This is a genomic window from Streptomyces sp. NPDC047061 (assembly GCF_040643955.1).
Lineage (GTDB): Bacteria > Actinomycetota > Actinomycetes > Streptomycetales > Streptomycetaceae > Streptomyces.
In genome coordinates, this window is record NZ_JBEYVI010000002.1 from 59,248 (window position 1) to 83,221 (window position 23,974).

The 23,974-nt window shown below is 67.3% G+C and carries 21 protein-coding genes and 1 pseudogene; 9 read left to right on the forward strand and 13 right to left on the reverse strand.

Annotated features, from left to right (window positions below; all coding sequences use genetic code 11):
* Window positions 1-397: 397 nt before the first annotated feature.
* A complete protein-coding gene (locus tag ABZ887_RS03645) occupies window positions 398-1,525 on the reverse strand; it encodes a three-Cys-motif partner protein TcmP (RefSeq protein WP_361282544.1) in 1,128 nt (375 codons plus the stop codon).
* 303 nt (window positions 1,526-1,828) lie between these two features.
* Between ABZ887_RS03645 and ABZ887_RS03650 the strand changes: the two genes are divergently transcribed.
* The 4 genes from ABZ887_RS03650 to ABZ887_RS03665 all read left to right on the forward strand — a co-directional run bounded on the left by ABZ887_RS03650 (window position 1,829) and on the right by ABZ887_RS03665 (window position 8,820).
* Window positions 1,829-3,010, forward strand: a complete 1,182-nt coding sequence (locus ABZ887_RS03650) for a tyrosine-type recombinase/integrase (protein WP_361282546.1) — start codon at window positions 1,829-1,831, stop codon at window positions 3,008-3,010.
* Complete coding sequence (locus ABZ887_RS03655; RefSeq protein ID WP_361282548.1) at window positions 3,000-5,453, forward strand: site-specific integrase; 2,454 nt, start codon at window positions 3,000-3,002, stop codon at window positions 5,451-5,453. Before ABZ887_RS03650 ends, ABZ887_RS03655 begins: the two co-directional genes overlap by 11 nt.
* A 230-nt stretch (window positions 5,454-5,683) precedes the next feature.
* The gene (locus ABZ887_RS03660) at window positions 5,684-6,151 is read left to right on the forward strand and encodes a hypothetical protein (RefSeq protein ID WP_361282550.1); all 468 of its coding nucleotides are present in this window, start codon (window positions 5,684-5,686) and stop codon (window positions 6,149-6,151) included.
* A 185-nt stretch (window positions 6,152-6,336) separates the two neighbouring features.
* Window positions 6,337-8,820, forward strand: coding sequence for a hypothetical protein (locus ABZ887_RS03665; protein ID WP_361282552.1), 2,484 nt, complete (start codon window positions 6,337-6,339; stop codon window positions 8,818-8,820).
* Window positions 8,821-8,926: 106 nt separating this feature from the next.
* On the opposite strand, the gene ABZ887_RS03670 is transcribed toward ABZ887_RS03665, so the two are convergent.
* Complete coding sequence (locus ABZ887_RS03670) at window positions 8,927-9,820, reverse strand: phage Gp37/Gp68 family protein (RefSeq protein WP_361282554.1); 894 nt, start codon at window positions 9,818-9,820, stop codon at window positions 8,927-8,929.
* A complete protein-coding gene (locus tag ABZ887_RS03675; RefSeq protein ID WP_361282556.1) occupies window positions 9,814-10,524 on the reverse strand; it encodes a phage Gp37/Gp68 family protein in 711 nt (236 codons plus the stop codon). Before ABZ887_RS03675 ends, ABZ887_RS03670 begins: the two co-directional genes overlap by 7 nt.
* 406 nt (window positions 10,525-10,930) lie before the next feature.
* Between ABZ887_RS03675 and ABZ887_RS03680 the strand changes: the two genes are divergently transcribed.
* Entirely contained in the window at window positions 10,931-12,013 is a 1,083-nt protein-coding gene (locus ABZ887_RS03680; RefSeq protein WP_361282558.1) for an SAVED domain-containing protein, read from the forward strand.
* 78 nt (window positions 12,014-12,091) lie between these two features.
* Here the strand turns inward: ABZ887_RS03680 and ABZ887_RS03685 are convergent, their stop codons facing one another.
* The 8 genes from ABZ887_RS03685 to ABZ887_RS03720 form a co-directional block, all read right to left on the reverse strand.
* On the reverse strand, window positions 12,092-13,855 hold the full coding sequence (locus ABZ887_RS03685; protein ID WP_361282560.1) for a ThiF family adenylyltransferase: 1,764 nt from the start codon (window positions 13,853-13,855) through the stop codon (window positions 12,092-12,094).
* Window positions 13,852-14,844, reverse strand: coding sequence for a cyclic GMP-AMP synthase DncV-like nucleotidyltransferase (locus tag ABZ887_RS03690; RefSeq protein ID WP_361282562.1), 993 nt, complete (start codon window positions 14,842-14,844; stop codon window positions 13,852-13,854). Before ABZ887_RS03690 ends, ABZ887_RS03685 begins: the two co-directional genes overlap by 4 nt.
* A gap of 215 nt (window positions 14,845-15,059) precedes the next feature.
* Complete coding sequence (locus ABZ887_RS03695) at window positions 15,060-15,863, reverse strand: aminoglycoside phosphotransferase (protein ID WP_361283337.1); 804 nt, start codon at window positions 15,861-15,863, stop codon at window positions 15,060-15,062.
* A 122-nt stretch (window positions 15,864-15,985) separates the two neighbouring features.
* Window positions 15,986-16,198 (reverse strand): hypothetical protein, encoded by a 213-nt coding sequence (locus ABZ887_RS03700; RefSeq protein ID WP_361282564.1) that lies wholly within the window; start codon window positions 16,196-16,198, stop codon window positions 15,986-15,988.
* A complete protein-coding gene (locus ABZ887_RS03705) occupies window positions 16,195-17,355 on the reverse strand; it encodes a radical SAM protein (RefSeq protein WP_361282565.1) in 1,161 nt (386 codons plus the stop codon). Before ABZ887_RS03705 ends, ABZ887_RS03700 begins: the two co-directional genes overlap by 4 nt.
* A gap of 232 nt (window positions 17,356-17,587) precedes the next feature.
* Window positions 17,588-17,824 (reverse strand): hypothetical protein, encoded by a 237-nt coding sequence (locus ABZ887_RS03710; protein ID WP_361282567.1) that lies wholly within the window; start codon window positions 17,822-17,824, stop codon window positions 17,588-17,590.
* Window positions 17,821-18,201 carry a hypothetical protein gene (locus ABZ887_RS03715; protein WP_361282569.1) on the reverse strand — a complete coding sequence of 127 codons (381 nt, stop codon included), beginning with the start codon at window positions 18,199-18,201 and terminating at the stop codon, window positions 17,821-17,823. Before ABZ887_RS03715 ends, ABZ887_RS03710 begins: the two co-directional genes overlap by 4 nt.
* Window positions 18,202-18,233: 32 nt before the next feature.
* Entirely contained in the window at window positions 18,234-18,650 is a 417-nt protein-coding gene (locus tag ABZ887_RS03720; RefSeq protein WP_361282571.1) for a hypothetical protein, read from the reverse strand.
* Between the two features lie 119 nt (window positions 18,651-18,769).
* On the opposite strand from ABZ887_RS03720, the gene ABZ887_RS03725 reads away from it, so the two are divergent.
* From ABZ887_RS03725 to ABZ887_RS03740, 4 genes are read left to right on the forward strand one after another with little or no spacing between them, the layout of a single operon-like run.
* Entirely contained in the window at window positions 18,770-19,813 is a 1,044-nt protein-coding gene (locus ABZ887_RS03725; protein WP_361282573.1) for a hypothetical protein, read from the forward strand.
* Window positions 19,810-20,499, forward strand: coding sequence for a YdcF family protein (locus ABZ887_RS03730; protein WP_306500884.1), 690 nt, complete (start codon window positions 19,810-19,812; stop codon window positions 20,497-20,499). The genes ABZ887_RS03725 and ABZ887_RS03730 overlap by 4 nt, the downstream gene beginning before the upstream one ends.
* Window positions 20,441-21,235, forward strand: coding sequence for a WbqC family protein (locus tag ABZ887_RS03735; protein ID WP_361282575.1), 795 nt, complete (start codon window positions 20,441-20,443; stop codon window positions 21,233-21,235). The genes ABZ887_RS03730 and ABZ887_RS03735 overlap by 59 nt, the downstream gene beginning before the upstream one ends.
* On the forward strand, window positions 21,232-21,792 hold the full coding sequence (locus ABZ887_RS03740) for a flavoprotein (RefSeq protein WP_361282577.1): 561 nt from the start codon (window positions 21,232-21,234) through the stop codon (window positions 21,790-21,792). The genes ABZ887_RS03735 and ABZ887_RS03740 overlap by 4 nt, the downstream gene beginning before the upstream one ends.
* Here the strand turns inward: ABZ887_RS03740 and ABZ887_RS03745 are convergent.
* Together ABZ887_RS03745 and ABZ887_RS03750 are read right to left on the reverse strand one after the other, a co-directional pair.
* Window positions 21,793-23,465: pseudogene (locus tag ABZ887_RS03745) on the reverse strand (mobilization protein).
* A complete protein-coding gene (locus ABZ887_RS03750; RefSeq protein ID WP_361282579.1) occupies window positions 23,462-23,962 on the reverse strand; it encodes a plasmid mobilization relaxosome protein MobC in 501 nt (166 codons plus the stop codon). The pseudogene ABZ887_RS03745 and the gene ABZ887_RS03750 overlap by 4 nt, the downstream one beginning before the upstream one ends.
* Window positions 23,963-23,974 lie beyond the last annotated feature (12 nt).

Consider the following 23,974-nt stretch of genomic DNA (forward strand, 5'->3'; position numbering starts at 1 on the left):
GTCCCGCACGCCTGAGCGTCGGTACCGGCGGCTCCGTTCCGACTCGCCGATCTCGTGGTGGCCCGGCCGAGCACCGGTACGGCCACCGTGTGACCACCGGGGGTCGTGTGGCCGCCTGACGACCCGCCCCGGCACCAAAAAGGGCGAGGCCCGAAGACCCCGCCCGCCCCGCAGGAAACCCCGGCTCAGGGCCACACCAGGCAGTACGGCTGATGCCCCGCCTCATGCAGCCGGTGCGAGAAGTCCTGCCACTCGTGCAGCGATTGGGAGGGGGAGGTGGCTGACCTGGGGCTTCGCTGGAAAGCGTGGGTTGACCTGGGAAAACTCCTCTCCGTAGTTCTCACGGGTCAACGCTGTTTCCCGGGCTCATGTGCCCTGGATGTGCCCTCGCGGCCTCTCACCAGAGAGCGCCTTGCTCGGCTGACGGACGGGTAGTGGGCGGTGTCACCGCCAGGCGCACTCGCGTCTTGGAGTTGATGGCACGAGGTTCCGTTGTCACGGCCCCCGCCTCGCGCAACTGTCGGACGGCCTCGATCACTTGGGAGGGCCGATAGACGGTTTCCAAGAGGGCGTATCGCTTGAGCTCGGGGATGGTTCGCCCATCGGGCGTTTCGGAGATGAAGTCGTGCAGGATCCGTCGCAGCGGAGCCGTATCCGGTTCGAATACGAGGTCGAGCATCTGCTGTTGAGTGTCCCTGGGGTCGCGGTAGCGGACGCCATAGGAAGGGTCCACCCTCCACATGACGTCCTTCATCTTCTCCAGCCCCAGTTCGTGCTGGGTGCCGAAGATCAGGTAGAGCATCCTGCCGCCCTCGTCGACCATCTCGAAGTACAGCGTGTGCGTGAAGCCGGCCTGGCGCAGCGTGTTCCGGTATTGCTCGCGTAGGAAGGTGAACTTGCCTGACGGCGGCTGCTGGAAGACGCCTTGCCACTCCTGGCTTCCGAAGGCTTCGTCGCCGAGTTGGCGGTGGCCGTCGTGCCTCTCGGCGAACCGGGTGAGGAAGCTGGGCTCGAAGGTCACCATCACTTCGGTGCTGGGATGGCGCCCCAGCTCCTGGAGGAGCGAGAAGGGGATGTCGGGTCCACCGAAGCTGTCCAACAGGACGAAGAGAGGCTTCCCCAATGCGCCGATGCTCCGCAGCCTCTGCACGAGGGCCGGGTGGAAATCTCCGTGACGTATGTCGACCGCTATTCGTTTGGTGATGTCGTCCGTTTGCCGGGAGCGGGCGAGCTCCATCTGGCGCTGTAACTCTTTGACGCGCCGGGCGTCCTCCTCCATGAGGATCACCCGCATACGTTTCGGGAACCGGTGCAGAGCGTCGGCGAAGACTTCGTAAGCGATGACCGGGGAGCCGGGCTCGCGCTGTTTGTAGACGCCGGCACCCGCGAAGCCTTCGGCGTAACTGATCACGTCGAGTCGTGACAGCAGAATCGGCGCCCATGCCGCCAAGTACTGCTTCAGTAAGTCATGTTTGGCCGCCGTGTGCGGATCGCGTTCCCACACGGCATCCTTCGGTACGGCCACGATCGGTCCCCCTACTCCCGTCGGCCTCGCTGGGGAGAGGGTCACACACCGTTGCTATATGCCACCAGAGTGCGTACGGCGTCTGCTGGACTTTGGCCGTTAATGGGCTGCGGCAGGCAGTCGGGGTGGCATCTCGTCCCAGGTCGCCCCGTCGAGTTCGCGGCCCCCTGACTTCGGGCTGCGGCCACCCCATTGCTCCGTTGACTGCACTATCTGGTTGTTCTGCTGGCGATCAGTTGGCAAGGGCATGAAGCATCTGTCCTCATGTCTGGGAATGCTGAGTTCACTGGTGCGCATCGGGACTTGATCGACGGCCGGGCGGATTTGCCGCGGGTCGGCGCCGTGGTTGAGGGCAGGGCAGCGTCCCTGCCGTACGTGGTGGTCGATGGAGCGAGTCGGGAGATCGAGCCGGTAAGCCTGTACCTGCGGGATCTGTTCCTTGGCGATGTGAGCCCGCTGACCTGTCGGAGCTACGGTCACGATCTGCTGCGGTGGTTCAGACTGCTGTGGGCGGTCGACGTCGGATGGGAGCAGGCCACCGAGGCCGAGACCGCCACGCTGGTGGGGTGGCTGCGGTCGGCGCCGAATCCGCAGCGGCGACGTCGCCGCATGGATGCGTTGGCGGCCGGCACCGTCAATCCGAAGACCGGCAAGCTGAGTCTGGGGTCCGGGTATGCGCCGCGTACCATCGCGCACAACCTGTCGGTGGTGCACGGCTTCTACGCCTTCCACCTGCACTTCGGCCGAGGCCCTGTGGTCAACCCGGTGCCGGACAGTAGATCCCGCCGACGGGCTTTGGCGCACGTGTCGCCGATCGAGCCCGCCAGGCTGCATCGGCGGGCACGGCTGCGGCCGAAGGTCCCGGCCCGTCAGCCGCGGGCGATCCCCGACTCGCAGTGGGAGGAGCTGTTCGCCGCGATGCGGTGTATCCGTGACCGGGCCCTGCTGGCCTGCTACGTCTCCTCGGGGGCCCGCGCTTCGGAGCTGTTGGGCGTCCAGCTCGGAGACGTCGAATGGACCAAGGGACAGCTGTGGGTGATCTCCAAGGGGACCCGGCTGAGGCAGGCGGTCCCCGTCTCCCCGGAAGCCCTGGCCTACCTGGCCGGCTACCTCGAGGGAGCGGGCTTGCCAGCGGGTGGCGATCCCGTCTGGCGCACCCGGCGGGGCGAGCCGAGGCCGTTGAGCTACTGGGCGGCGCGACGGATCCTTCAGCGCGCCGACGAGCAGCTGGGCACGAACTGGACGCTGCACGATCTTCGGCATACCGCGGCGACCCGGATGGCTCGTGACCCGGCGCTGACACTGGTGGAGGTGCAGACCATCCTGCGGCACGCGCATCTCATCACCACCGCCCTCTACACGGCAGTGCGCCTGGACGACCTGCTCGATCAGCTAGCCGAGCACTATCAGCGGCCCGCAGAGCCGGCCCGGTGGTCAGCGAAGTACGACGCCGACGACATTGCGGCGGTCTTCGGTGACCGATAGCGCGGTCGGGCCGAACATGCGCCCGCACCTGACCTCGAACCGGATCCGCCGCCATGCCGCCGAGCCCGGTATGCCGCTGCCGGACGGGCAGCTAACGCAGATCGTGCCGGAACGGCCACAGCTACCGGACCGGCTGCCACGGCCGCTCGGGGAGCTGTCGTCGGCCTCGATCGACCAGATCGTCGCGCTGGTCGCCGAGGAGTTCGCCGACGTCAGCCGCAGTGCCCGGGCCGACTACAAGCACGGCATGCGTCACCTGCTGCAGCAGATAGCCTCCGAGCCTGGGGAGAGCTGGCAGGAGCGATGGGAAGCGGCCGGTCTCAACCGGCCCGGCCGGGCCGTCTCCGACCTCGCCGACGGCGACCCCAAGTGGCGCAGCCGACTCACTCGGGCTGCCGGGATCGCCTTCGCCATGCGGCTGATCCAGCCGACCGAGGACGCGTTGCGGGCGACCAACTCTCCGCAGTACACCGAGAAGTTCCTGGCCCTCAGCCGTGATCCGCTTCTGGAGGAGTTTATCGGCCGGCTACAGCGGCACCCGGTCAGCGCCGACGGACGCAAGAGTGCGATCCGGCATCTGTGCCGGGCCCTGACCGTCTACGGGATCGGTCTGGCCGACCTGACCCCGGGCGCGCTGGTGCACTACGCCAACGCCCATCCCGGATGCGGGATCGCCGGCGCCTGGCCGTTGCTGCGCGCCATGGGCGTCCTGCCGGCCTGGGTCCCGCAGACCTTGCAGGACGCCAGGATCCGCGGCCGCCAATCCGTCGACGACCTGGTCGACCGCCACCCGGTGCGCAACCGCGAGATCCGTGACCTGCTGGTCGACTACATCCGCCGCCGCGCCGTCGAGGTCGACTACGGCACCCTGGACAACCTGGTGCGCAATCTGGTCCGGTACTTCTGGAAGATCGTCGAAGAGATCAACCCGGACCAGTCCGACCTGCGGCTGAGCGAAGAGATCGTCCAGGCCTGGAAGGAACGGTTGCTCGTCCGCCAGGACGGCAAGCCCCGCCAGCACATCGACGGTCCGTTCCTGGCCGTCCGCGCCTTCTACCTGGACCTGCAGACCTGGTCGGCGGCCGAGCCAGAACGCTGGGGACGCTGGGTGGCTCCCTGCCCGGTCCGGGACGCGGATCTGCGCTGGTTCCACATCCGCCGACGCCGCCTGCGGGAGCGGATGGCCAACCGCACCCGCGAGCGCCAGCCGCTGCTGGCGATCCTCTCCGAGCACGTCACCACTGAATGGCAGCGCTTGCGGACCCTGCTGGACGCGGCGAAGCAAGCCCGGCTGGGTGAGCAGTTCACCGTCGACGGCGTCATCTGGCAGCGCGCCGCCAGCAAGGCCACCGCGCGCCGACCTGAGCTTCTCGGCTCCGAACCGATCCGGGTGATCAACAGGGACACCGGCGAACTGGTACGCCTGGCCTACGAGGAGAACAGCGCCTTCTGGCAGTGGGCCGTGGTGGAGACCCTGCGCCTGGCTGGCCTGCGTCGCGAGGAACTCGTCGAGCTGACCCACCTGAGCGTCCGGCAATATCAGCGCCCCAACGGCGAGGTCGTCGCCCTGCTGGTGGTCAGCCCGTCCAAGAGCGACCGTGAGCGCGTCATCCCCATGTCCGCGGAACTGTTCCATGTCACCGCGCAGATCATCCGCCGCCACCGCGAGGAGCACGGGACCGTGCCGGTCTGCCCCCGTTACGACCAGAGCGAACGCACCTGGTGCGAGCCGCTGCCCTACCTCTTTCAGCGAGTACAAAGCGGGACTCCGCGGGCTCTGTCGGTCAGTGGGGTACGCCAGATCGTCCTCGACGCCGCCAAGGCCCTAATCCCCACTCATCCGGAGTTCGCCGAGATCCGCTTCGCCCCGCACGACTTCCGGAGGTTGTTCGCCACCGACCTGGTCAACAACGGACTGCCCATCCACATCGGCGCGGCCTTGCTCGGCCACCTCGACATCCAGACCACCCGCGGCTACGTCGCCGTCTTCGACGAGGACGTCATCGCCCACTACACCGAATTCCTCGACCGCCGCCGGGCCAAGCGGCCCCCAACCGAGTACCGCCAGCCGACCAACGAAGAGTGGAATGATTTCCAGGAGCACTTCGACAAACGCAAGGTCGAACTCGGCTCCTGCGGACGCCCCTACGGCACGCCCTGCGCGCACGAGCACGCCTGCATCCGATGCCCGATGCTGTCGGTCAACCCGAAGATGCTGGCCCGCCTCGACGAGTTGGAGACCGACCTGCTCGCTCGGCGCCAGCGCGCGATCGACGAGGGCTGGCGCGGTGAGGTCGAGGGCCTGAGCCTGACCTTGACTTTCTTGCGCAGCAAGCGCGCCCAGGCCCACCGGGCCGCTTCCACAGGCAGGGTGAGCCTGGGCATGCCCAGCCTGTCTGGGCAACGCCCCGGCCGTGGTGGACTAGGCGTGCGAGGCCGTTGATCAGTAAGGCGAGGGGCACGTCCTACTGGTCGTGGCCCTCGCCCGCGCTGAGCTCGGTGGCGTGACGGAAAGTCTCGGCAGGTTGGGCGGTGACACCGCGTAGCAGTTCGTCGCGATAGAGGACCCCAGCGGCATGTTGCACAAGGCCCGGTCAGTTGAGCGATCGGCCCGCTCTGGGGAACCGCAGCGCGTACTCTCTGAGACATAGTCAATGACTCTCTGGGGTTCGAATGACGGGGATAGAGATCGCGGTCGGATACGTATTCGCGTATTTGGTCGGTAAGGCCAAGCGGGTGGCGGGTCGAGCAGATCAAGAGGTAGATCGCACGCTGGACGCCGGAATGGACCGGCTCCACGGACTGATCAGCCGCAAGTTGGGGGAAGACCCAGCGCTGCGCAGGCTGGCCGAGGAGGCCGAGGCAGGACAGGACCAGCTCAGCGACCGTACCCGGCAGCGCGTGCAACTCGCCCTGGAGGACGCTGCACAGGATGATCTAGGCTTCGCCCAAGCCCTGAACCAGGCTGTACAACAACTGGAAGCCATAGTGCACACCGCCGGAACAGCATCGGCGGGGGATGGCGGGCAGGCCGTCAGCGGGAACGTACACATCGAGGCCCGCGACAACTCCGCGGCCGCCTTGAACATGGGGAACGTGACCCTGGGAAACCCTCCGCAGCCGGGACCGTCCCAGGGCTGACCGTGCCCGGCGTCGTGCCGCCCCAGGACAAGGACCGCCTACCAGTCCAACGTCCACATCCTCATATCTCCGTCAACGCCTCCTATGGCGCCTTCGCTGCCAACAACTTCGTCTACATCGCATCCCCACCCCCGGCCAGACCACGCGGGCGACCGATTCGGGCGTGGGATCCGATTGAGTTGGGGGTGCACAAAGCGCTCGGCGGGTCGTTGCCGACCTATGTGCAGCGCAGCCACGACGCGCTGCTGCGCGCGGTGCTGGACCCGACCTCGCCGCGTAGCCGCCTGGTGGTGCTGCGCGGTATGTCCTCGGCCGGCAAGACACGTGCCGCGTACGAAGCGGTGGCCGCGTGCCTGGATGGCTGGCTTGTGGATTATCCGCGCACGGCGGCCACCCTAGCCGAGCGGTTGGATGCGGGGGTCGCGCCGTGCACGGTGCTGTGGCTCGATGAGTTGCGCGAGTATGCCGATCAGCCGGGTGGCCCGCAAGTGCTGGCGCGACTGGGCGAGGCGTTGTCCGGCGATGGTCGAGTCATCGCGCTGACCAGCCTGTGGCCGCAGTTCTGGCAGCTGTACACGGCATACCGACGCCCTGGGACAGACGGGCCAATTACGGGCAACGAGATGCGGGGGCTGCTGATCGGCCTGTCCGAGGTGCGGGCCCTGTCTGCGGTGGATCCAGGGCGGGGCGCTGTGATCGACGTGTCCGACACCTTCGACGCTGCTGACCTGAGCAAGGTTGCGCGAGTGACAGACCGGGCCCTGACACAGGCCGTGCATGCTGCTCACGATGCCGGGACCCCGGGACAGGTCGCCCAATACCTGGCCGGAGTACCCGCCCTGCTGGAGCACTACCAGGGCCCCGAGGCCGACCCGTCGGGATGCGCAGTGATCACCGCGGCGATGGATGCCAGCCGTTACGGGTACTCCGGATTGATCTCCCGGGAACTTCTGATCGCCGCAGCCCCCGGGTATCTGACCGCCCGCCAGCGGACCATGCTGCCGGCATCCTGGCCAGAGGAAGCGCTGGAATACGCCGCAGTGGAACTTCAGGGCACGGTGCGGGCGCTGGAACCTATACCGCCTACGGAGGGCGCCGGGGTTGCCGGCTACAGGCTGGCCGATTATCTCGACCAGTATGGCCATACCCAGCGCAAGACGGTGATAGCCCCCACCTCCCTTTGGGACGCGTTGGCCGAGCATGCCTCAGACCCATGCGAGTTGACGGGTCCAGCCGTATTGGCTTACAACATCGGCTTGAGCAGGCACGCAGCTCGACTCAGCCGCAAGGCGCTTTCCGCCGGTAGCGGCCTGGCCGCTACAACACTGTTCGATGCCATCCGCCCGCTCGGTCGGCGTGCGATCAATGACGCCGCGCACTGGACTGCCGCCCATATCGCCCTTGACGATCCGCTCGTCATCGCACATTTGCTTTACAACTTGCGCAGAGTAGAGGCCCATAAGGCTATTGCGGTGCTGCTGGATCGTGACCTCGCAGCCCACACCGCTTTCCATGACCCATGGGGCGTAGCCAATCTCTTGCGTGAACTGCGTCTCACCGACTCTCGTCGCGCTGTCAAGGCCGTCACGGCTCTCCTGGCGCGCAGCCCCGCTGCCTGCGTCTCCGTCGCCGCCCCGCAGGGCGTGGCCGAACTGTTGAACGTGCTGGCGCTCCTGGAGGCGCACGATGCTGAATCGGCCTTGTTGGCGCGCGACCCAGCCGCCCACGCCGTGCTCAGTAATCCGGCAGACGTTGGCCTCTTGCTGCGTGCCCTACGGAGAGCGGGCGCGGTCGAAGCGGCTGAGAGATTAGCCGCGCGGGTCGCTGCCGATGGCAAACTCGACGATCCCGTAGCTACCCACTACCTGATCGACACACTGCATCTCATCGGCGCAAGCCAGGAGGCAAAGGCTGTCTCCGCGAGGGCAGCCACCCAAGTCGCCGTCACGGATCTCGACGGCGTCCTCACCCTCCTGAGGACGCTGCGCCTGTTTGGCGCGCGCCAAGAGGCAGACATGCTGGCACACCGCCTGCCCACCCGGCGGGGCCCCATCGCTGACCTTGACCTCACACGCCTACACAATGCAGTCATTTATGACGCCGTACATGGCGACTGGGAGCGGGTGAACGCTGAGGCTCTGCAGGCAGCCGCACACGTACCCCTGGACAACTTCGCGAACGTCAGAGAACTACTCACGGAACTGCGGGCACCGAACCCCGCCTTTGACACTCGCGAAAAGGCCGCCACGCGCCAGGCCACCGTGGACCTGCTGCATTCTCGCAACCTAGTGGCCCACGTGCCGCTTGACATGCCTGTGGCAGTCGAATGGATACTCGAAGGCCTGCACAATGTCAATGGGGATCAGGCCGTACAGGCGCTGGCTGCCCGGGCAGCCAGCGAAATGCCCCTTCCCCTTGAATATCCTGGAGATATCGACACCGTGATTAAGGCACTGCACAAGGTTGGCGAAGAGCAGGCTGCATGGATGTTACTGAACCGGGCTACCGACGTGGGCGCGTCACGAGAGTTCTTCCACCAATGGGCTCGCAAGGCAGCAGACGCGAAAACCGTCGCGCGGCTGTTGAGATTCGGACGTGAGCCCAACGGCAGCCCCTCACCTGTCTGGACCTGGCGAGACACCCAACTCGGCGCAGCAGGCTCTAGCTAATCCACGCAAAGGCAATGTCAGGCGGGCGCCGACGTGATTAAGCCACAGGAAACGAGTGGGTGATCGACCGCCCGCGCGCCCCTTTCACTTGACCTGTGATGGCTTCTCAGAACCCACTTTCATACCCCGCCACGACCGCCGTAGTGGGGTATTCATCCCAGGTCCGGCCATCAAGCAGACGGCCGCCGGCCTTCGGGGTCAGCCCACCGACCTGCTTGAAAAACAGAGCTACCCGAAGATCGACACACTGGTCTCGAATGTCACGGACCCAAGCCAGGTCCAGCGGCCGGTGAGCCGGGCCGCTTTCGCCGCCGACGATCACCCAGTCGATCCGCGACAGCTCCAAGGACGGCACTGGTCCAAGCAGCGGCTCCAGCGACAGGAACCGGACGGCAGCCGGGATAACCCGCAGCTCGTCAGCCCGCCAGCAGTACTCATCCGCCTCGATCGACGTGCCGATCCAGACATTGGGCAGCGGCCACGAACTCAAGGCGTTCCAGTTGGCCACACGCTTGCGCACGTCCTCGCGTTCACGCCTGGCCAGCGGAACGGCATCGTCCTCTGACAATCGTGTCATTTCGGCCCATACCGCATCTACGAACTTCTGCGATTCCAGCAGACGCCGCAGACGCCGCGGCCTCTTGGTGAGTACCTGGAACTGGTGCCGTGATGCCACCGCCATCGTCGCGAAGGTCCTGGCCACGAACTCCGCAGGGACACGGGCGTGGCCTATGTCGCTCATGGAGTTCACGAACACCTTGCGCGGCCGACGCCACCGCAACGGCTCGAACAAGGCCTCCTCGTGCACCGTGACTCCGAACCCAGGGCCGCTGGTCCGCGGATCACCGTCGTGCTGGTATTTCGCCTGCCCCATGGCCTTCAGCCGCTTCGCCAGGTTCAGCGCGTAGCAGTGATCGCAGCCCGGCGAGATGCGATCGCACCCGGTCGCCGGATTCCAGGTGACTTCGGTCCACTCGATAGCCGTTCCGGTACTCACCATGCACCACCAACTGTGGCCGTCCCCTTCGGCTTGGTGCAGAGAAGCTTGAAGAAGAAGGGCACTTCAGCGTGGTTGCAGGCGTCGCGGATTTCCACCAGCCACTCCTCCTGTACGGGGCGATGGTGGGGCCCGGACTCGCCTCCGGCGATAACCCAACCGATGCCGTCCAGTTGCAGACCGGTAAGCGGACCGAGAAGCGGCTCGCAGGACAGGAAGCGCACGGCTGCGGGAACTTGTCGAAGGTCGTCGACACGATCCAGGTGCTCTGCATCTTCGACGGAGACGCCCATCCACAGGTTGGAGGGCCAGTCGAGTTCGCCGGCCACGCGTCGCAGCCTGCGGGCTCTCTTGGTCAGTAGCTGGTAGGTGTGCTGGGGAGTCTCGGCAATCACCTGGAAGACCTGCCGGACGAAGTCCAGGGGGACCTTGGCGTGGAAAAGGTCGCTCATGGAGTTGACGAAGACCATCCGTGGGGCCCTCCACTGGCGGGGGATGGCCAGTGCGTCAGGGTGAGGGGTGAGGCCGAAGCCCGGGCCGGATGTCTTGGGATCCCCGTCAGCCTGGTACTTGGCAACGCCCATGGCCTTGAGGCGCCTGGATAACGTCAAGGCGTAGCAGTTGTCACACCCAGGGGAGATCCGGTCGCATCCTGTGGTGGGATTCCAGGTCGCCTCGGTCCACTCGATTGTGCTGCGATCGCCCATGGGTCCCCTCCCGTAGCGGGTGGACACTGGTCATCAGCGCTTTCCCACCCGGCGCTTCGACTGCGCTGCCTAACGAGCGACGTGCCGAACTGACACGCGATCACCCTCATCCTTCACTTCGAACGAGTGTTCTGTGAAGGGGGTGTTGGAATCGAGAGCTGGCTGGAGGGTCCAGAGGGCCGCAGTGTCGTCGAATGCCTGGCGGCACTTGGCATCAGTGACGGGTGGACGGGAACGCACAATGGTTCCGGCGGGCGCACTCCGAGACAGGAGACAAGGTATGGCGAGGAAGGCTGCCGGGCAGGGCGGCGGGAGACGGGCCATCCCAGCGCCTGTGCGCTTGGAGGTGTGGGTGCGTAGTGGTGGTCGGTGCGCGATCTGCAACAGGTATCTGCTCGACGGTGGGATGACGGGCCGCACCGTACGGCAGGGTGAGCTGGCACACATCGTCGGCCAGCAACAGACCGCAGGCTCCCCGCGCGGTGAACACGACCTGATGGAGCGCGACACCGCCGACAACTTGATGCTGGTTTGTGCCGACGAGCACGACGAGATCGACGCTTCCGGCACCCTGGACGTTTTCACCGTGGAACGGCTGCGCGCGCTCAAACGTGCTCACGAGGACCGCATCAAGCACGTCACCGGGCTAGCCGACGACCGGGCGACCACGGTGCTGCGGATGGTGGGCCGGGTGCGTGGCCAGGAAGTCGAGCTGACCCGGCAGACCGCTGCTACCGCGGTGATCACTTCCGGGGACCGGTTCCCGCTATTCCTGGAGTCCTATGAGCGGCACGGCGTGGAGATCGACCTGCGCCACGTGGCCGGCGAGATGACGATCGATCTGCGTGACATCCCCGACGAGGAGACTGGAGGCTCGCCCTACTACCGGGCAGCCACCGCCGTCATCGACGAGGTCATCGACAACCAGCTCAACCGCGGTATCGCCCGTGACAAAGTTGCGCACTTGAGTGTTTTCGGCTTCGCTCGGCTGCCACTGCTTGTCTACCTTGGATCCCGTCTGGACGACACCGTGCCCACCGACGTCTATCAGCGTCACCGCGAAGACGAGTCCTGGTCGTGGTCTTCGACAGCGCCTGTGGTCGGCTTCGCGGTCCACCTCGACGTTGACCAGCCGCCCGCGCAAGAGGCGGTGCTCGTGCTGAACATCTCAGGCACGATCCAGCCCGAGGAGGTCCCACACCAGCTCGCCGGACTGCGCCGGTACCGCATCAGCCCTGTTGGTGTTGCCGCCGCGCCGGACGTGCTGCGCAATCGCGTTTCCTTGACTCAGTTCCAGGAGGTGCTGCGGTCGCTGTTCGCGGATCTGGAGGCGAGTGCAAAGCAGGTGCGGCGCCTGCACGTGCTGTTCGCGGTGCCGCTCTCGGCCGGGATAAGCCTGGGGCGGGTACGCGACCGCCAGGTGCACCCGGCGCTGGTGCTCTACGACCGTACACCGAGCGGATATCGACGAGCCTTGGAGATTCCCTGACGCTGGCGATCCGGTAGCCAGTTACTGCGTTCCCGTTAGCTTTGGCGACAGCGCATCCTCCAGTGCACATGGGATGGGTCAGGACGTCGTCGGTGTCGGGCCGTGGGCCAGGAAATGGTGATGGGGCGATCCGGCTGCGTGAGGGAGCGCGATCAGATGTGTGCCCGAGCGGGGAGTGATCAGGTGCATCCCCAGGAAGGACGTCAGAGTTCCGGCGACAGTAGCCAGGTCGGCCGATGCCCCGTGGAAGGTGGGCACCGAACAGCCGCGGGTCGGTACAAGTTCGTCGCCGTCCGGGGTGTCCTGCCACAGGCGGTGGTAAAGCTCCAGGGCGGGGTCGGCCAGTACGATCTTCCCGGCGGCAGTGTCGATGCTGCTGGGCCCCTGTGCGGTGGTGGGAGCGGAGACGCTCAGCAGGCCCAAGGTGCCGGTGCGGGTGTCGGTGGCTACCTGAGCCAGGACCGGGTGGGGTCCCCCGCTAGTCGCGAGGCGATCCAGGATGTGGCCCATGGCAATGCTCACGGTCGCGTCGATAATGATTTCGGCGCCTGCCAGAGCTGCAGCGTCGGGCAGCACGCCGTCGTGGACGTGGACCGCGACGGTGTCATCCACTGCACGCAGCCGTCGGGCCAGGGCCTGGGCTTTGGAGGCTCCAACGTCAGCTTCGACGTAGTTCTGCCGGACCAGCAGTCCGCCGGTGACTGTTCCGGGGTCGCACACCGTCACCTGTGAGGCGCCGGCACGGACGACGAACTCGGCGATCCAGGAGCCAAGGCCGCCGCAGCCCCAGACATGCACGTGTTTCCCCAAGAAGCCCCCGATGAGGCTTCCGTCATCGCGACGTGTTGTCACGGCAGGTCGTTCATCGGACACAGGGCACCATTCGATCAGTAGGTCCGAGCGGATCCGGGAGGCGTCGATGTTCAGCGCGGAACCCTGCTCGTGGGCCATGCGTCGCAGTGCATCCGCGGCAGGCGCGGGAAGACGTGCACCCAAGAGATGGGGCGGGCCGCCCGCGGGGTGCGGGACTGCCAGGATCAGGTACTGCGGCGAGCCATCGGGGTTGCGGGCCGCACTGGCCGCGAGTGTGGTCAGGATCGCCGGAGACTGGGCGACCGCTTGCGGTGAGCTTCTCCGCTGGTGATCGAACGGAGGGTTGTCCACGTAGGTCAGCAGTTCGGCAAAGGTGGAGCCGCCGCCGAGCGGCAGCGCTCCCGCAATGGTGATTACTGGCACCCGTACGGCCCCGCCTTCCGGGGGCGGACTGTAGGCCAGGTCTAGGCGGTGCTCGGTGCGCGCGATCAGGTAGCCAGTCTGGATTCGCTGGTCGGGGCCGGGAACGCGTACGACCAGCGTCGGGGTTCCGGGCGTTTGGTGAAGCACTCCGCCGACGGCGTGGTACATCGCCTTTGATGCGTTGAACTGGCCCGCTGCCGCGTCGCTCAGCCAGGACCACAGCCGGTTTAGATACGCCCGCATGCCCCCGCGCAGCGGATCCCACTCGCGGGCGGGATCCAGGAAGATGCACAGTCGGCGCCCCTGGAGGACATGCGGGTAGCCGGCGAACCTCCAGTGCTCGACTTCGACGGTGGTTGCGGACAGCGGTGAAGCCGGCAGGGTCAGGACGAACTCCTCGTGCTCCTGCAGAACCAAGCCGCCGTCAGCAGTGGCCAAGGGCCCGGTGTGAAGCCGCAGCGTCACCCTGAGCACACCGTTCTGGCCGCGGGCTGGAACTCCCACCAGACGCAGCACGTCCGGCTGTTCGGTCGCGGCCTCGCGCAGCTCGGTCAGGGCCTTTTTCTGCCAGTCCGTCGGTGCGGGTCGGTTCTTGCCGCTGCTCACCCGGCGCGACCAGGCCGCGCGACAGCGGTGACCGTGGTGGCAGCCACGGGGAACTTGGAGCCGCTGGTTGCCGCAACCGGGGCCTTGAACTCGGGGCCGAAAAGGTCCTGCCACAGCCGTAGGCTCGTGTCCTTGTCCTCGGCGTGGTAGGCGTCGTGGATCTCGGCGGCGTGCTTGTGGATGCGGTCGCGGAAGTAGGAGTACGTGTTCTGCTCCCAACGGTGGTCGAAGGTCAGCCCAGACCCTGAGGGGTCGGCGACCGAGGGCTTGATCTCGTTGGCCTGTAGATAGGTGTCCAGGTCAGCGACGATGTGCAAGAGCGCAGTGGGCACATCACGGTAGTAGCCCGGATCGGAGAACTTCTTGTAGGCATGAACTTGGTTGCCGAGCAGCGTCGTCAGGATCACCGACCGCGTCCCGGTGAACGATCCCTTGTGGTCGCGCAGGAACTTCATCAACCGGATGACCTTGCGCAGATTCCCCTGCGCGATCTGGTCCTGAGTACGCATCCAAGTGGTGAAGCCCTGCGAGTTGGTGTTCTCCCAGGTGTCCTCGTCGCGGTTGACGATGACCTCTCGACCGTCGACCAGCACCACGTAGGGAACGATGTCCACGTGCATGGAGTTGCTGTAGACCAGCCGCACGCATCGGCACTTACGCGAGTGCGGCATGTCCTTGTAGATGCTGTGCCGATGCAGGGCCGCATACACCTCCTCGATATACGTCTTCGGGCTCTGTGACCAGTCCGGGTTCTCGGCCATCAGCAGCATCACGTCAGCATCGAACTCCGTCCCGCCGACCGGGTCGATGATCGTGCGATGCGCCCATGAGCCCTGCGGAATCTTGCCCAGGACCAGCGAGCCGATTTCCTCGTCCGCCTTCAACGCCCGGTAGATCGCCTCCACCCTGGTGTCGAGAAGGTCGAGCTTGACTTGGCCCAGGTTCACCGTGGTGCGCAGGAACTCATTGAAATGGTCGGCGAGTTGCATGGTTGTCCTCGGATTCGAACGGGCCGACTGCCCCCGGACCGCATCAGAGGACGGGAGCTGACGGCGCAACACACTTGCCTCATCCAGCCTAGGCGTCACCACTGACATCACGCCGTCGCCAGCCCAAGCGGCCCCCGGCACCCTCGTCGACGCGAGCACAGCTGAGAGCCGGGCAAGTCCGTCCGAACGCGTCCCCCGTTACCAGTACCTAGCGTCTATAGGGCCCAGTCCCGGACGCGCGCGAGCTCCGCCGCCCGCTTTGCCATCCCCAACTTCCATGGTGTCCGCTCCACTTCAGCGATCTCCCGCCACAGTGCCGCCGTGGCCAAGCTGAACGCCGCGAGTGCCTCGGCCTTTGCGTCCCGCCAGGACGGGAACCGACTTGCGAAGGCGAGGGCCTCCTCCACGGAATGCCCGGCGTCCATGAGCTGGAGGATAAGTGCGCCCGGGTCGATCCAGGCCGCCCCTCGCGTCGGCCAGGCCCAGTCGATGATTCGTGCGCGGGCACCGGTGATCAGGACGTTGTCGGGGGCGAAGTCGGTGTGCAGGAGAGTGTTGCCCTCGAAGTAGTGCGTCGTACCTGGCGGTGCGTAGTCCGCCCACCGGTCGACGGCGTCCTTGATCTTGATGTCGGCGGGTGCTGTAACGCCCTGCAGTTCGACGAGCGCGGCTTCCACGAGCGGCAGGTCGGGCGAGCCTGGCGTGTAGTCGGCGTGGCGGCCGTCGATCACCTCGTAGCCGAGCAAGCTCCAACCGCCGAACTCCAGATGCCAGTACAGGCGTGGAGAGGATTCCGGTAGGTATGGGGCGACGGCCGCCTCGCGGCGCTGTGCACCGACCTGGGGGTGGTCGGTCGGGATGCCCTTCACGAAGACCCTGCCGTTTTCGGTCTCCAGGACGGAGGCGATGCCGGAGTTCATGCCGCCCGGCGCGGTGGCCGCCTGATGGACGGCGCCGGTTTTGTCGGCGATGGCCCTGCGGATGCCGGCGGGGAGCTGCTCGAAGGGGATGCGGGACATGGACACGCGCGGTTCCTCAGGGGTGCTCGGGTACAAGGGAGTGCCGCCCCGGCCAGGGTACGGCCGGGACGGCACTGAGGGGGTGGAACGAGCGGGCGGCACGGGCGCCGCCCGTGGTGGATCTAGTACGGCTGGTCGTCACCGGCCGAGCAGCTGCACTCGGCGCCCTCGGCAGCCTCGTCCAGGTCGGCGATGATCTGGAACTCGTCGTCCTTGATCGACGCGGCGGTCAGCGGTACCGGCAGGGCGCTGGTCGGGTTGTCCGCCGGACGTCGGCCGATGGTGAGCATGATCGGTTCGCGAGGCGGGGTCAGGAGTGCGGTGGGCGGAGTCATGATCCGTAACCTCCATGTTGGCAGTAGAGCTCTCGTCGGTCCCCCGCCTCCTGGTAGAGCCTGGCCAGCGGTCGGCACGTGCGACATGTGCCGACCTTCGTGCAGCCGGAGCATCCACCGGTGCGGAGCTGTAGGGACTCGGCGATCGCGCCGAGTCTGGGGAGGGCTTCGATGCCCTCGGTGATGAGGTTCACGCTGGGGTCGCGGCCGACCTTGCAGATCGACGCGATGCCGTGCGGGTTGACGTGGAAGAACGTGTGGCCGGCGTTGCAGCCGGTGAATACGCTGCGGGCCTTGAGATGCCCCAGTGCCTGCGTCGCCAGAGGGTTCGCCTCGCCGTCGATCGTGGGCGACATGTTCGTGAAGACCTGGTGCGGGAAGCCGTACGACTTCGCGAGGTGCACCATCGCTTCTGTCTCGTGCGAGTTGCGGTCCGAGACGATCACGTTCAGGCGGACCGGCAGCCTGTCCTCGCGAGCGGCGTCCAGGCCCATCAGGAACCGGCCGAACGCCCCGCGGTTCCGCGTCACCTTGTCGTACGTCTCGGCTGTAGCTCCGTAGACGCTCAGGGTCATTCGGTACGGCCGGTGGCGGGCGAACAGGTCCCGGATCGGCTGCTTCCGCAGCGAGGAGCCGTTGGACGAGACCTGGACCATCATCCCGAGCCGGTGGGCGTACTCGTACGCGGCGCCGAACTCGCGGTCGATCAGCGCCTCACCGCCGGTGATCTGCAACCACAAGACACCGGCATCCCTCAGTGTCTGCAGCAGCGCCTGCTTACCGGCCCAGTCCAGGCCCTCGAACCGCTTCTCCCCGAGGTAGCAGAACTCGCAGTCATAGTCACAGCCGAGGTTGACCTCCCATGACGCCTTGCCGTATCCGTACCGGGACCGCTCACGGACGAGGACGACGTCGCCGACCGGCGACGCGGGCACCTCGATCCCCCACGCTTCCCTCGCCGCGTCGGCCAGCCAGTCCGGGACGGATCGTCCTTCCGCCCTCGCAGCCCGCAGCTCCTCGTAGCGGACCTCCGGGATGCGCACGCCGGCCGCCAGGCCGGGCCGGACAAGGAGGTACTGGGCGAGAAACGGGCTGGCCACGAGCCGCGGAGCTGTTTTGGTCCCCCGCCTCTCGGCGCTGGTGTTCGTCTCGGTCATGGAACCTCCACTGGTTGGGTATGAGCGGTCGGTCGGGCCTGGTAGTGGGCGGCGATCAGGTGGCCGCCAGCTCAGCCGGTGAAACCCCTCGCCAAGCGCGGGTCAGGGGTGTGATCCGTGCGTGTCGAGGCGGTCACGTCGATCGCGAAGCTTTACGAGGCGGACACGAGCACGATCAGCAGTGGTCCGGCCTGGCGGGCACCCTGCGTGACCTGGGCGGTGAGACGGCCGTTTACGGCTTCCACCAGGCCCTCCACGGGCGGGTGATGATCTCCCGGTACGTATGGTGCGAGGGATTGCGGCCACCGTGCGTGAACACCCAGCTCTGCGGGTCGGCGAAGTCGGTGCTGGGCGGCGAGGTCTCGCCACAGACCGCGCACTGCATCGCGTACGTGGTGGGCTCTGCGTCGGGTTCCCGGTCGGGCTGGAGGGTCCACTCCTGGTGGCGCATGATCGTGCGGCTGGTCATCGAACCGTCTCCAGAGCTGTGGCGACGTAGGGGTGCTGGAGAGCAGCGCGGAGGGCCTCCGTGTCGGTGAGGGTGTCGTCGGCAGGCAGCTCGCACCACCCGCCGAACCAGTCGTCGAGCAGCTCCAGGCCGGGTGCGATGAGCCAGGAGTTGGTGGAGAGGTGCCGTACCGGCAGATCGTCCCAGCTGGTTGCGGTGCCGGTCGGGACGGCGTAGTAGAGACGCCCGTTGGGCCTGTCGTAGAGCACGGGGCCGACGGAAGTACCGATGCAGCGCAGGTAGGCCAGGGCTAGGAGGCCGATCTCGGCGGAGGTGCGCACGACGTCCCAGCCGTCGCCGACCTTCAGCAGCCGCAGCCCCGGCACGTCGTTCGCCATGGGAGCCCTTCGCAACGCATCGCGCACGGACATCACGCATCCCCCTGCGGCCGGAAGCTGTGGCTCGCGCCGAGCGAAGAGGTGGATTCCGTGGTCGGCGTGAGGCGGCGGACCACGATCAGACGAGCGCCTGCTGCTGTTATCTGCCGCCTGCGCTCGGTGCCGAGGCCCTTCGGGCCGAGGTGGCTGAGAGCCGGAACCACGGCACCGTAGGCATCGGGGAGTTCGAGCGCGTCGAGCAGACCGACGAAGGCGGGGGAGCGGATGATCACCGTGGAGTCGCGTTCGGTGAAGACACCGCACAGGGCAAGTTCGTGCCGTTCGCAGTACTCGATGAGGCAGTCGACGAGCGCCGCGTGGCGGGGCAGCCCGCCGGTGACGTGGCGTAGGTAGCCGAAGACCTGGGGGAAGGCGACGGGGCGGGCTTCGGTGATGAGGTCGTCGTCCATGCCCATAGCGTCGGCCGTCGTGAACGGCCTCGAAATGACCTGCTGTTGTACTTCCGTTGCACTTCCCACCCCACGTCGTCACCGACAGTGCTTCCATACGTGACGGAGGGAGGTCATCCGTGGTCAGCGTGCAGCAATGGACAGGTCGGGAGGCGAGCGCCCTGCGCGCCGCGTTGCGTATGAGCACGCGCGCTTTCGCCGAGCACCTCGGTGTCGCGCTGCGCACGGTTGCGAAGTGGGAGAGCCTCGGCGCGGAGACACAGCCCCGACCGGACACCCAGGCCATCCTCGACACCGCACTCGCACGGGCGGATTCCGCCGCCCAAGCCCGCTTCGAGGCAATGCTGTTCCCTGAGCGGAAGAGCGCGCGGCCAGCGGACTACGAGACCTGGACCGAGGACATCGAGCGCGCTGTTGTCTGCATCAGCCGTCAGGACTTCCCGTTCGCCTCAACCCTGTTGAACCGCTGGTTGGGCAGCCGTGCACCCCAGCAGCTGGACGACAAGGGTCTCTATTTGTACGGCCGTTCCCTCGTGCTCCTGGGCGACCTCCAGCGCGATCAGGGCGCGATCCTCGGCCCACTCTCCGCCCGCCACTCCTACCTGACCGCCCGCGGCATGTTCACCGAGCTCGACATCCCACGCCGGGTGGCTCAGATCGAGCTGTCCCTGGCCGTCGTTCAGGAGATGTCGGGCGAGTTGGAGTCCTCCGCTCGCCACTACGAACACCTCGCCGGGGACCAGCGCCTGAGCCCGCGTGACCGTGCCAGGGCGCGGCTGTGGGTGGGTACGGCGCTGAGCAAGGAGGGCGACAACGAGTACGCCACCAACGCGATGACGGCCGCCACTCGTGCCTTCGAGGACCTTGGCGAGCCGGAGGACTGGTCGGTCGCCCACCAGAAGCTGGCCCTGGCCCATCGCGGTGCCGGTGACCTGAAGCAGGCACTGCACTACATCGACATCGCGCGCACCACCGGCACGGTCGACTCCCCGATGCAGCGGGTGAGGCTGGACACCGCGTACGGGCACATCCTTCTGTCGGATGCGGCGACCCGGAATGATGGGCTGTCCGTCCTCGATCAGGCGGCACAGGTGGCCCGGCAGTACGGGCTGAGCCACCAGCTGCGCAGTATTGAGGGCATCCGAAAGGGCCAGCAAGGATGAGCCAGGGAGTGCCAGTGCCGGAGCACCAGCAGCGCCAGATCACCGACGAGCAGTTCCACGACGCGACGCTGATCTGGAATTACCACCAGATGGGCCACGAGCTGCGGCCCTGCTCGGCGGCGATCGGCCTGGGCAGCCACGACCTTGGGGTCGCGACTACTGCGGTCGACCTTTATCGCGCTGGCCTTTTCCCGGTCGTGGTCTTCAGCGGCGGCAACAGCCCCACCACCCGCGCTCGCTTCCCGCGCGGCGAGGCCGTCCACTACCGCGAGCACGCGCTGAGCCTGGGGGTGCCGGACGAGGCGATCATCGTGGAGTCGAAGGCCGCAAACACCGGCCAGAACATCACCTTCTCCCGCGAACTGCTGGCCGAGGCCGGGGTGGAAGTGCAGTCGCTGCTGCTGATCTCCAAGCCGTACATGGAGCGCCGCTCGTATGCGACCTGCCGCAAGTTGTGGCCCGAGGCTGAGGTCGTGTGCGCCTCCGAGCCGCTGGAGTTGGACGACTACATCAAGTCCATCGGCGACGAGAAGCTCGTCGTCGACATGCTCGTCGGTGACCTGCAACGGGTGATCGAGTACCCGAAGCTTGGCTTCGCCGTCGAGCAGGACGTACCGGGGGATGTGTATGACGCTTACGAGCGCCTCCTGGGCGCCGGCTTCGACAGCCGCCTCATCAGTACCTGAGCCGCCCAGCGCCGATGCGTCGGGCGGGCTGTGCGCGATCCATCAACCCAACCTGTTTCCCAGGCTGTCCACGCTGGCGAAGCTGTTCTCCGCCGACCGCTGGATCGTTCTGGACGACGTGCAGTTCGCTCGGCGCGACTACCAGCACCGCGCCCGTCTCGCCGCCCTGGACGATCCATCCCGACAGCAGTGGCTCACGCTTCCGACGCATCTTCCCCACGGGCGCCCGACGCTGATCAGCCAGGCGCGGCTCGTTGATCCGCGTCGCTCGCGTCGGACGGTCCAACTTCTCGTCCGCCAGTACTACGGCCGCAGCGCCTACTGGGGTGCGGTGTCCGAGGTGCTGGACGCGCTCGACGACTCGGACCGTGTGGCCGACCTCGCGAGGGCATCGACGATCGCCCTGCTCAGAGCTCTTGGCTGGTCGGGGAAGGTGCAGGACAGCAGCGCGATCCCGACCCGGCAAGGCCGCTCCGAGCGCCTCGCCGACCTTGCGGCAGCGACCGGCAGTACGCACTATCTGTGCGGCACTGGTGGTCTGCGTTACCTCGACGCCGGTCCCTTCGACACCCACGGCATTCCCGTGTTGCCCTTCCACACCCCTGTGGATGACCCGCTCTGGCGGTGGGCTCGTCGATCCAGCAGCCTGTGGGCCCTGAGCAAGATCGGGCCCGATGCGTTGGCCGACCAGCTGGCCGCCCAACGAGAAGCCCACCATCCTGGAGCCCACGCGTGACCGAGCCCACCACCAAGGAACCGGACAAGAAGCCCTTTTTGCACGTCATCGTCTGCGCGTGCGGCATCGCCGGTGACGTCGGCAAGCTGATCACCGCCGCGCAGGAACGGAACTGGGACGTCGGGGTCGTCGCCACCCCGCAGGGGCTGGGCTTCCTCGACATTGAGGCGATCGAGGCCCAGACCGGATATCCGATCCGCTCGGCCTGGCGCACACCCGGTGAGTCACGACCGCTGCCGCCCGCCGACGCGATCGCGGTGGCGCCGGCCACCTTCAACACGGTCAACAAGTGGGCCGCCGGCATCTCCGACACCCTCGCCTTGGGCATCCTGTGCGAGGCATACGGGATGGGCATCCCGACCGCTGTCCTGCCGTATCTGAACTCGGCCCAGGCCGCCCACCCCGCATACCGCCGGAGCCTGCAGCGCCTACGCGAGATGGACGTTTTGATCGGCTCGTACGAACCGCATCGGCCCAAGGCCGGCGGTGGCGCGGATCGATACCGCTGGGAGGAGGCGTTGGAGCTCCTCGCCCCTGCGGTGTCCGTGGCGACGTGATCAGCGCCGTTGCCCCTTGGCCTCCGGAACGGATGGGGGCGTGGTCGGGCGTTGCGTGGTGTGGTGGGCGTTGGCTTTCTGGGCTCGGGGGCCAGGTGGGTGGCGCTCGCCGAGGCGGCGGATCCGCCAGGTCAAGGCGCGAGCGGGACTGCGGGCGTCGACCAACGTGCGTTGGCTGAGCGCCTGGTCGATGAGCGTGGACACGTTGTGGCCTGCGGACTCTGCCTCGGCGAGCACGGTGGCCAGAGCATCCCAGGCTCGGTCGGTGATGATGCGTTCGGCGTGCTTGGGGGCCACCTGCTGCAGGTGGTAGGCGTAGCGGCGCTGGATCTGAGCCCCCGGTGCTCGGGCGGCAAAATGGGCCAGAACCGGTTCGGTGATCTGCGCGTGCGCTGCCTGTAGGTGGACCAGCGCCTCTTCGGCTGCGGCCTCCTGCTGGACGTGTTGCCGGGTTCGGTGCCAGTGCACGGCGTAGGCGACCGCGGTCAGCGCCACGTCGATCAGCATCGCCAGTCCGGCACCGTCGCCGTGTCGCGAGGGGCCGTTCCAGATCATCTGGACACTGCGCCGCAGGGCGCGTGTGCTGGAGTGGTCGGCGGCGACGCGGGAGCGAGTCGCCCGCTCGAACGCCATGGCGGCCCGTTCCAGCTCGGCCCGTGCTGCTGCCGGGGCTGTGACGGGCAGCAGGTCGAGGGCTCCGCCGAGCGCGGCCAGCTGGCCCTGGGCCACGCTGTCGTCGCTGCGAGTGAGGTGATGGACGACGCGTTCGGTGGCGGCGGTGGCCTGGTGCCACGGGTTGCCCGGTCGGACGGAGACCGGTTCAGGAGCGGTCGTGGCGAGGCGTTTGCGGACCTGGGGCAGGGAGAGGTCGCCGGAGAGGGTGGAGCCGGCGTACCAGATGGGTTCGCCCTGCTTGTTGACGTCGCCGGGCAGGCTGACGCTGTAGCCGGACACGTCTCCGGACGGCTCTGTCTTCGGCCGCACCACCACGCCGGACGCTTCCAGTAGGACGAAGAACTCGGTCTCCGTAGAGGCGGCGGCCATTGCGCGGCGGGTGCGCCGGCGCAGGATCTCGCGAGAGGTGGCGTTCTGGCCCAGGCGTTTGGCCTTGAAGTGCTCCTTGCTGGTGGGGCGCTTGGCGGCGGTGCCGTCGCCCGGCTTCAACTGCCTCAGCCCGTAGTCGACTTCGATCTGGCGGGCCTCGCGCTGGACGGCCCGGATGTCGAAGTCCCGTTTGGGGCGTCGGCCGTCCTGGCGGACGAGGGTGGCGGCGATGTGGATGTGGTCGTCAGCGTGCCGTACGGCTACCCAACGGCAGGCTTCGGCGTCCCCGGCGGGGGCGATGCTGGCGGAGGCCACGATCCGGCGGGCGATCTCTGCCCACTGGGCGTCGGACAGGATCGGGTCCTCGGGGGCGGCGCGGACCGGGCAGTGCCAGACCGTGGTCTGGGGAGCCCGGCGGCCGAGCATGGCCACCGGCTGGTCGAGCTGCGTGTAGAGCTGCTTCTCCACCTCCTTCGGATCGCGGTGTGGGCTGCGGCCGGGGTCGGGGGCGAAGTCGTTCCAGGACGCGACCAGGTGCGGGTCGACGTGCTCGTTGGCGTCGCCCTTGCCGAAGAGGTAGGCGATCAGGCGGCGGGTGCTGCCTTGCCGGTGATGATCTTCGGTATCACCGGCCCTGCCTTCCCTCGGTGACCTGGGCGACGGCAGTGTCCACGTCGGCGATCGATGCTTCGATGCGGGCCAGGAGCCGCTGGACGACGTCCGGCTCGGGCCAGGCGCCGTCCTTGTTGAGGTGCCAGGTGAGCTGGTTGAGGTTGTTGCCGAGCCAGGCGAGCTGCCGGTTGGCGGCCATCAGCGCCTTCACCATGGCGCGGTAGTCGGCGATCGCGGCGGTGGGGTCCTCGGCGCGGGCCGCGGCGAGCGACGCCTCGGCGACGTAGCCGCCGATCTGCATACGGCTGCGCGCGGCGGCGTGGGCGAGGTCGGTGAACTCGCTGTCGCTGTAACGGGGATGGACGCGGCGCTCACGCAGGCGCGGCTGACGCAGACGGCGCTGCGGCGTCGGCGTCTGCGCGGCGTGCGGCGACGGTCTGGTGGCTCCCGTATCGGTCGGCACCCCCGGGCCGACCGACCCCGGCGCCCCCTCGGCGCCGGATGCCTCAGCCACCCCAGGGGCGGA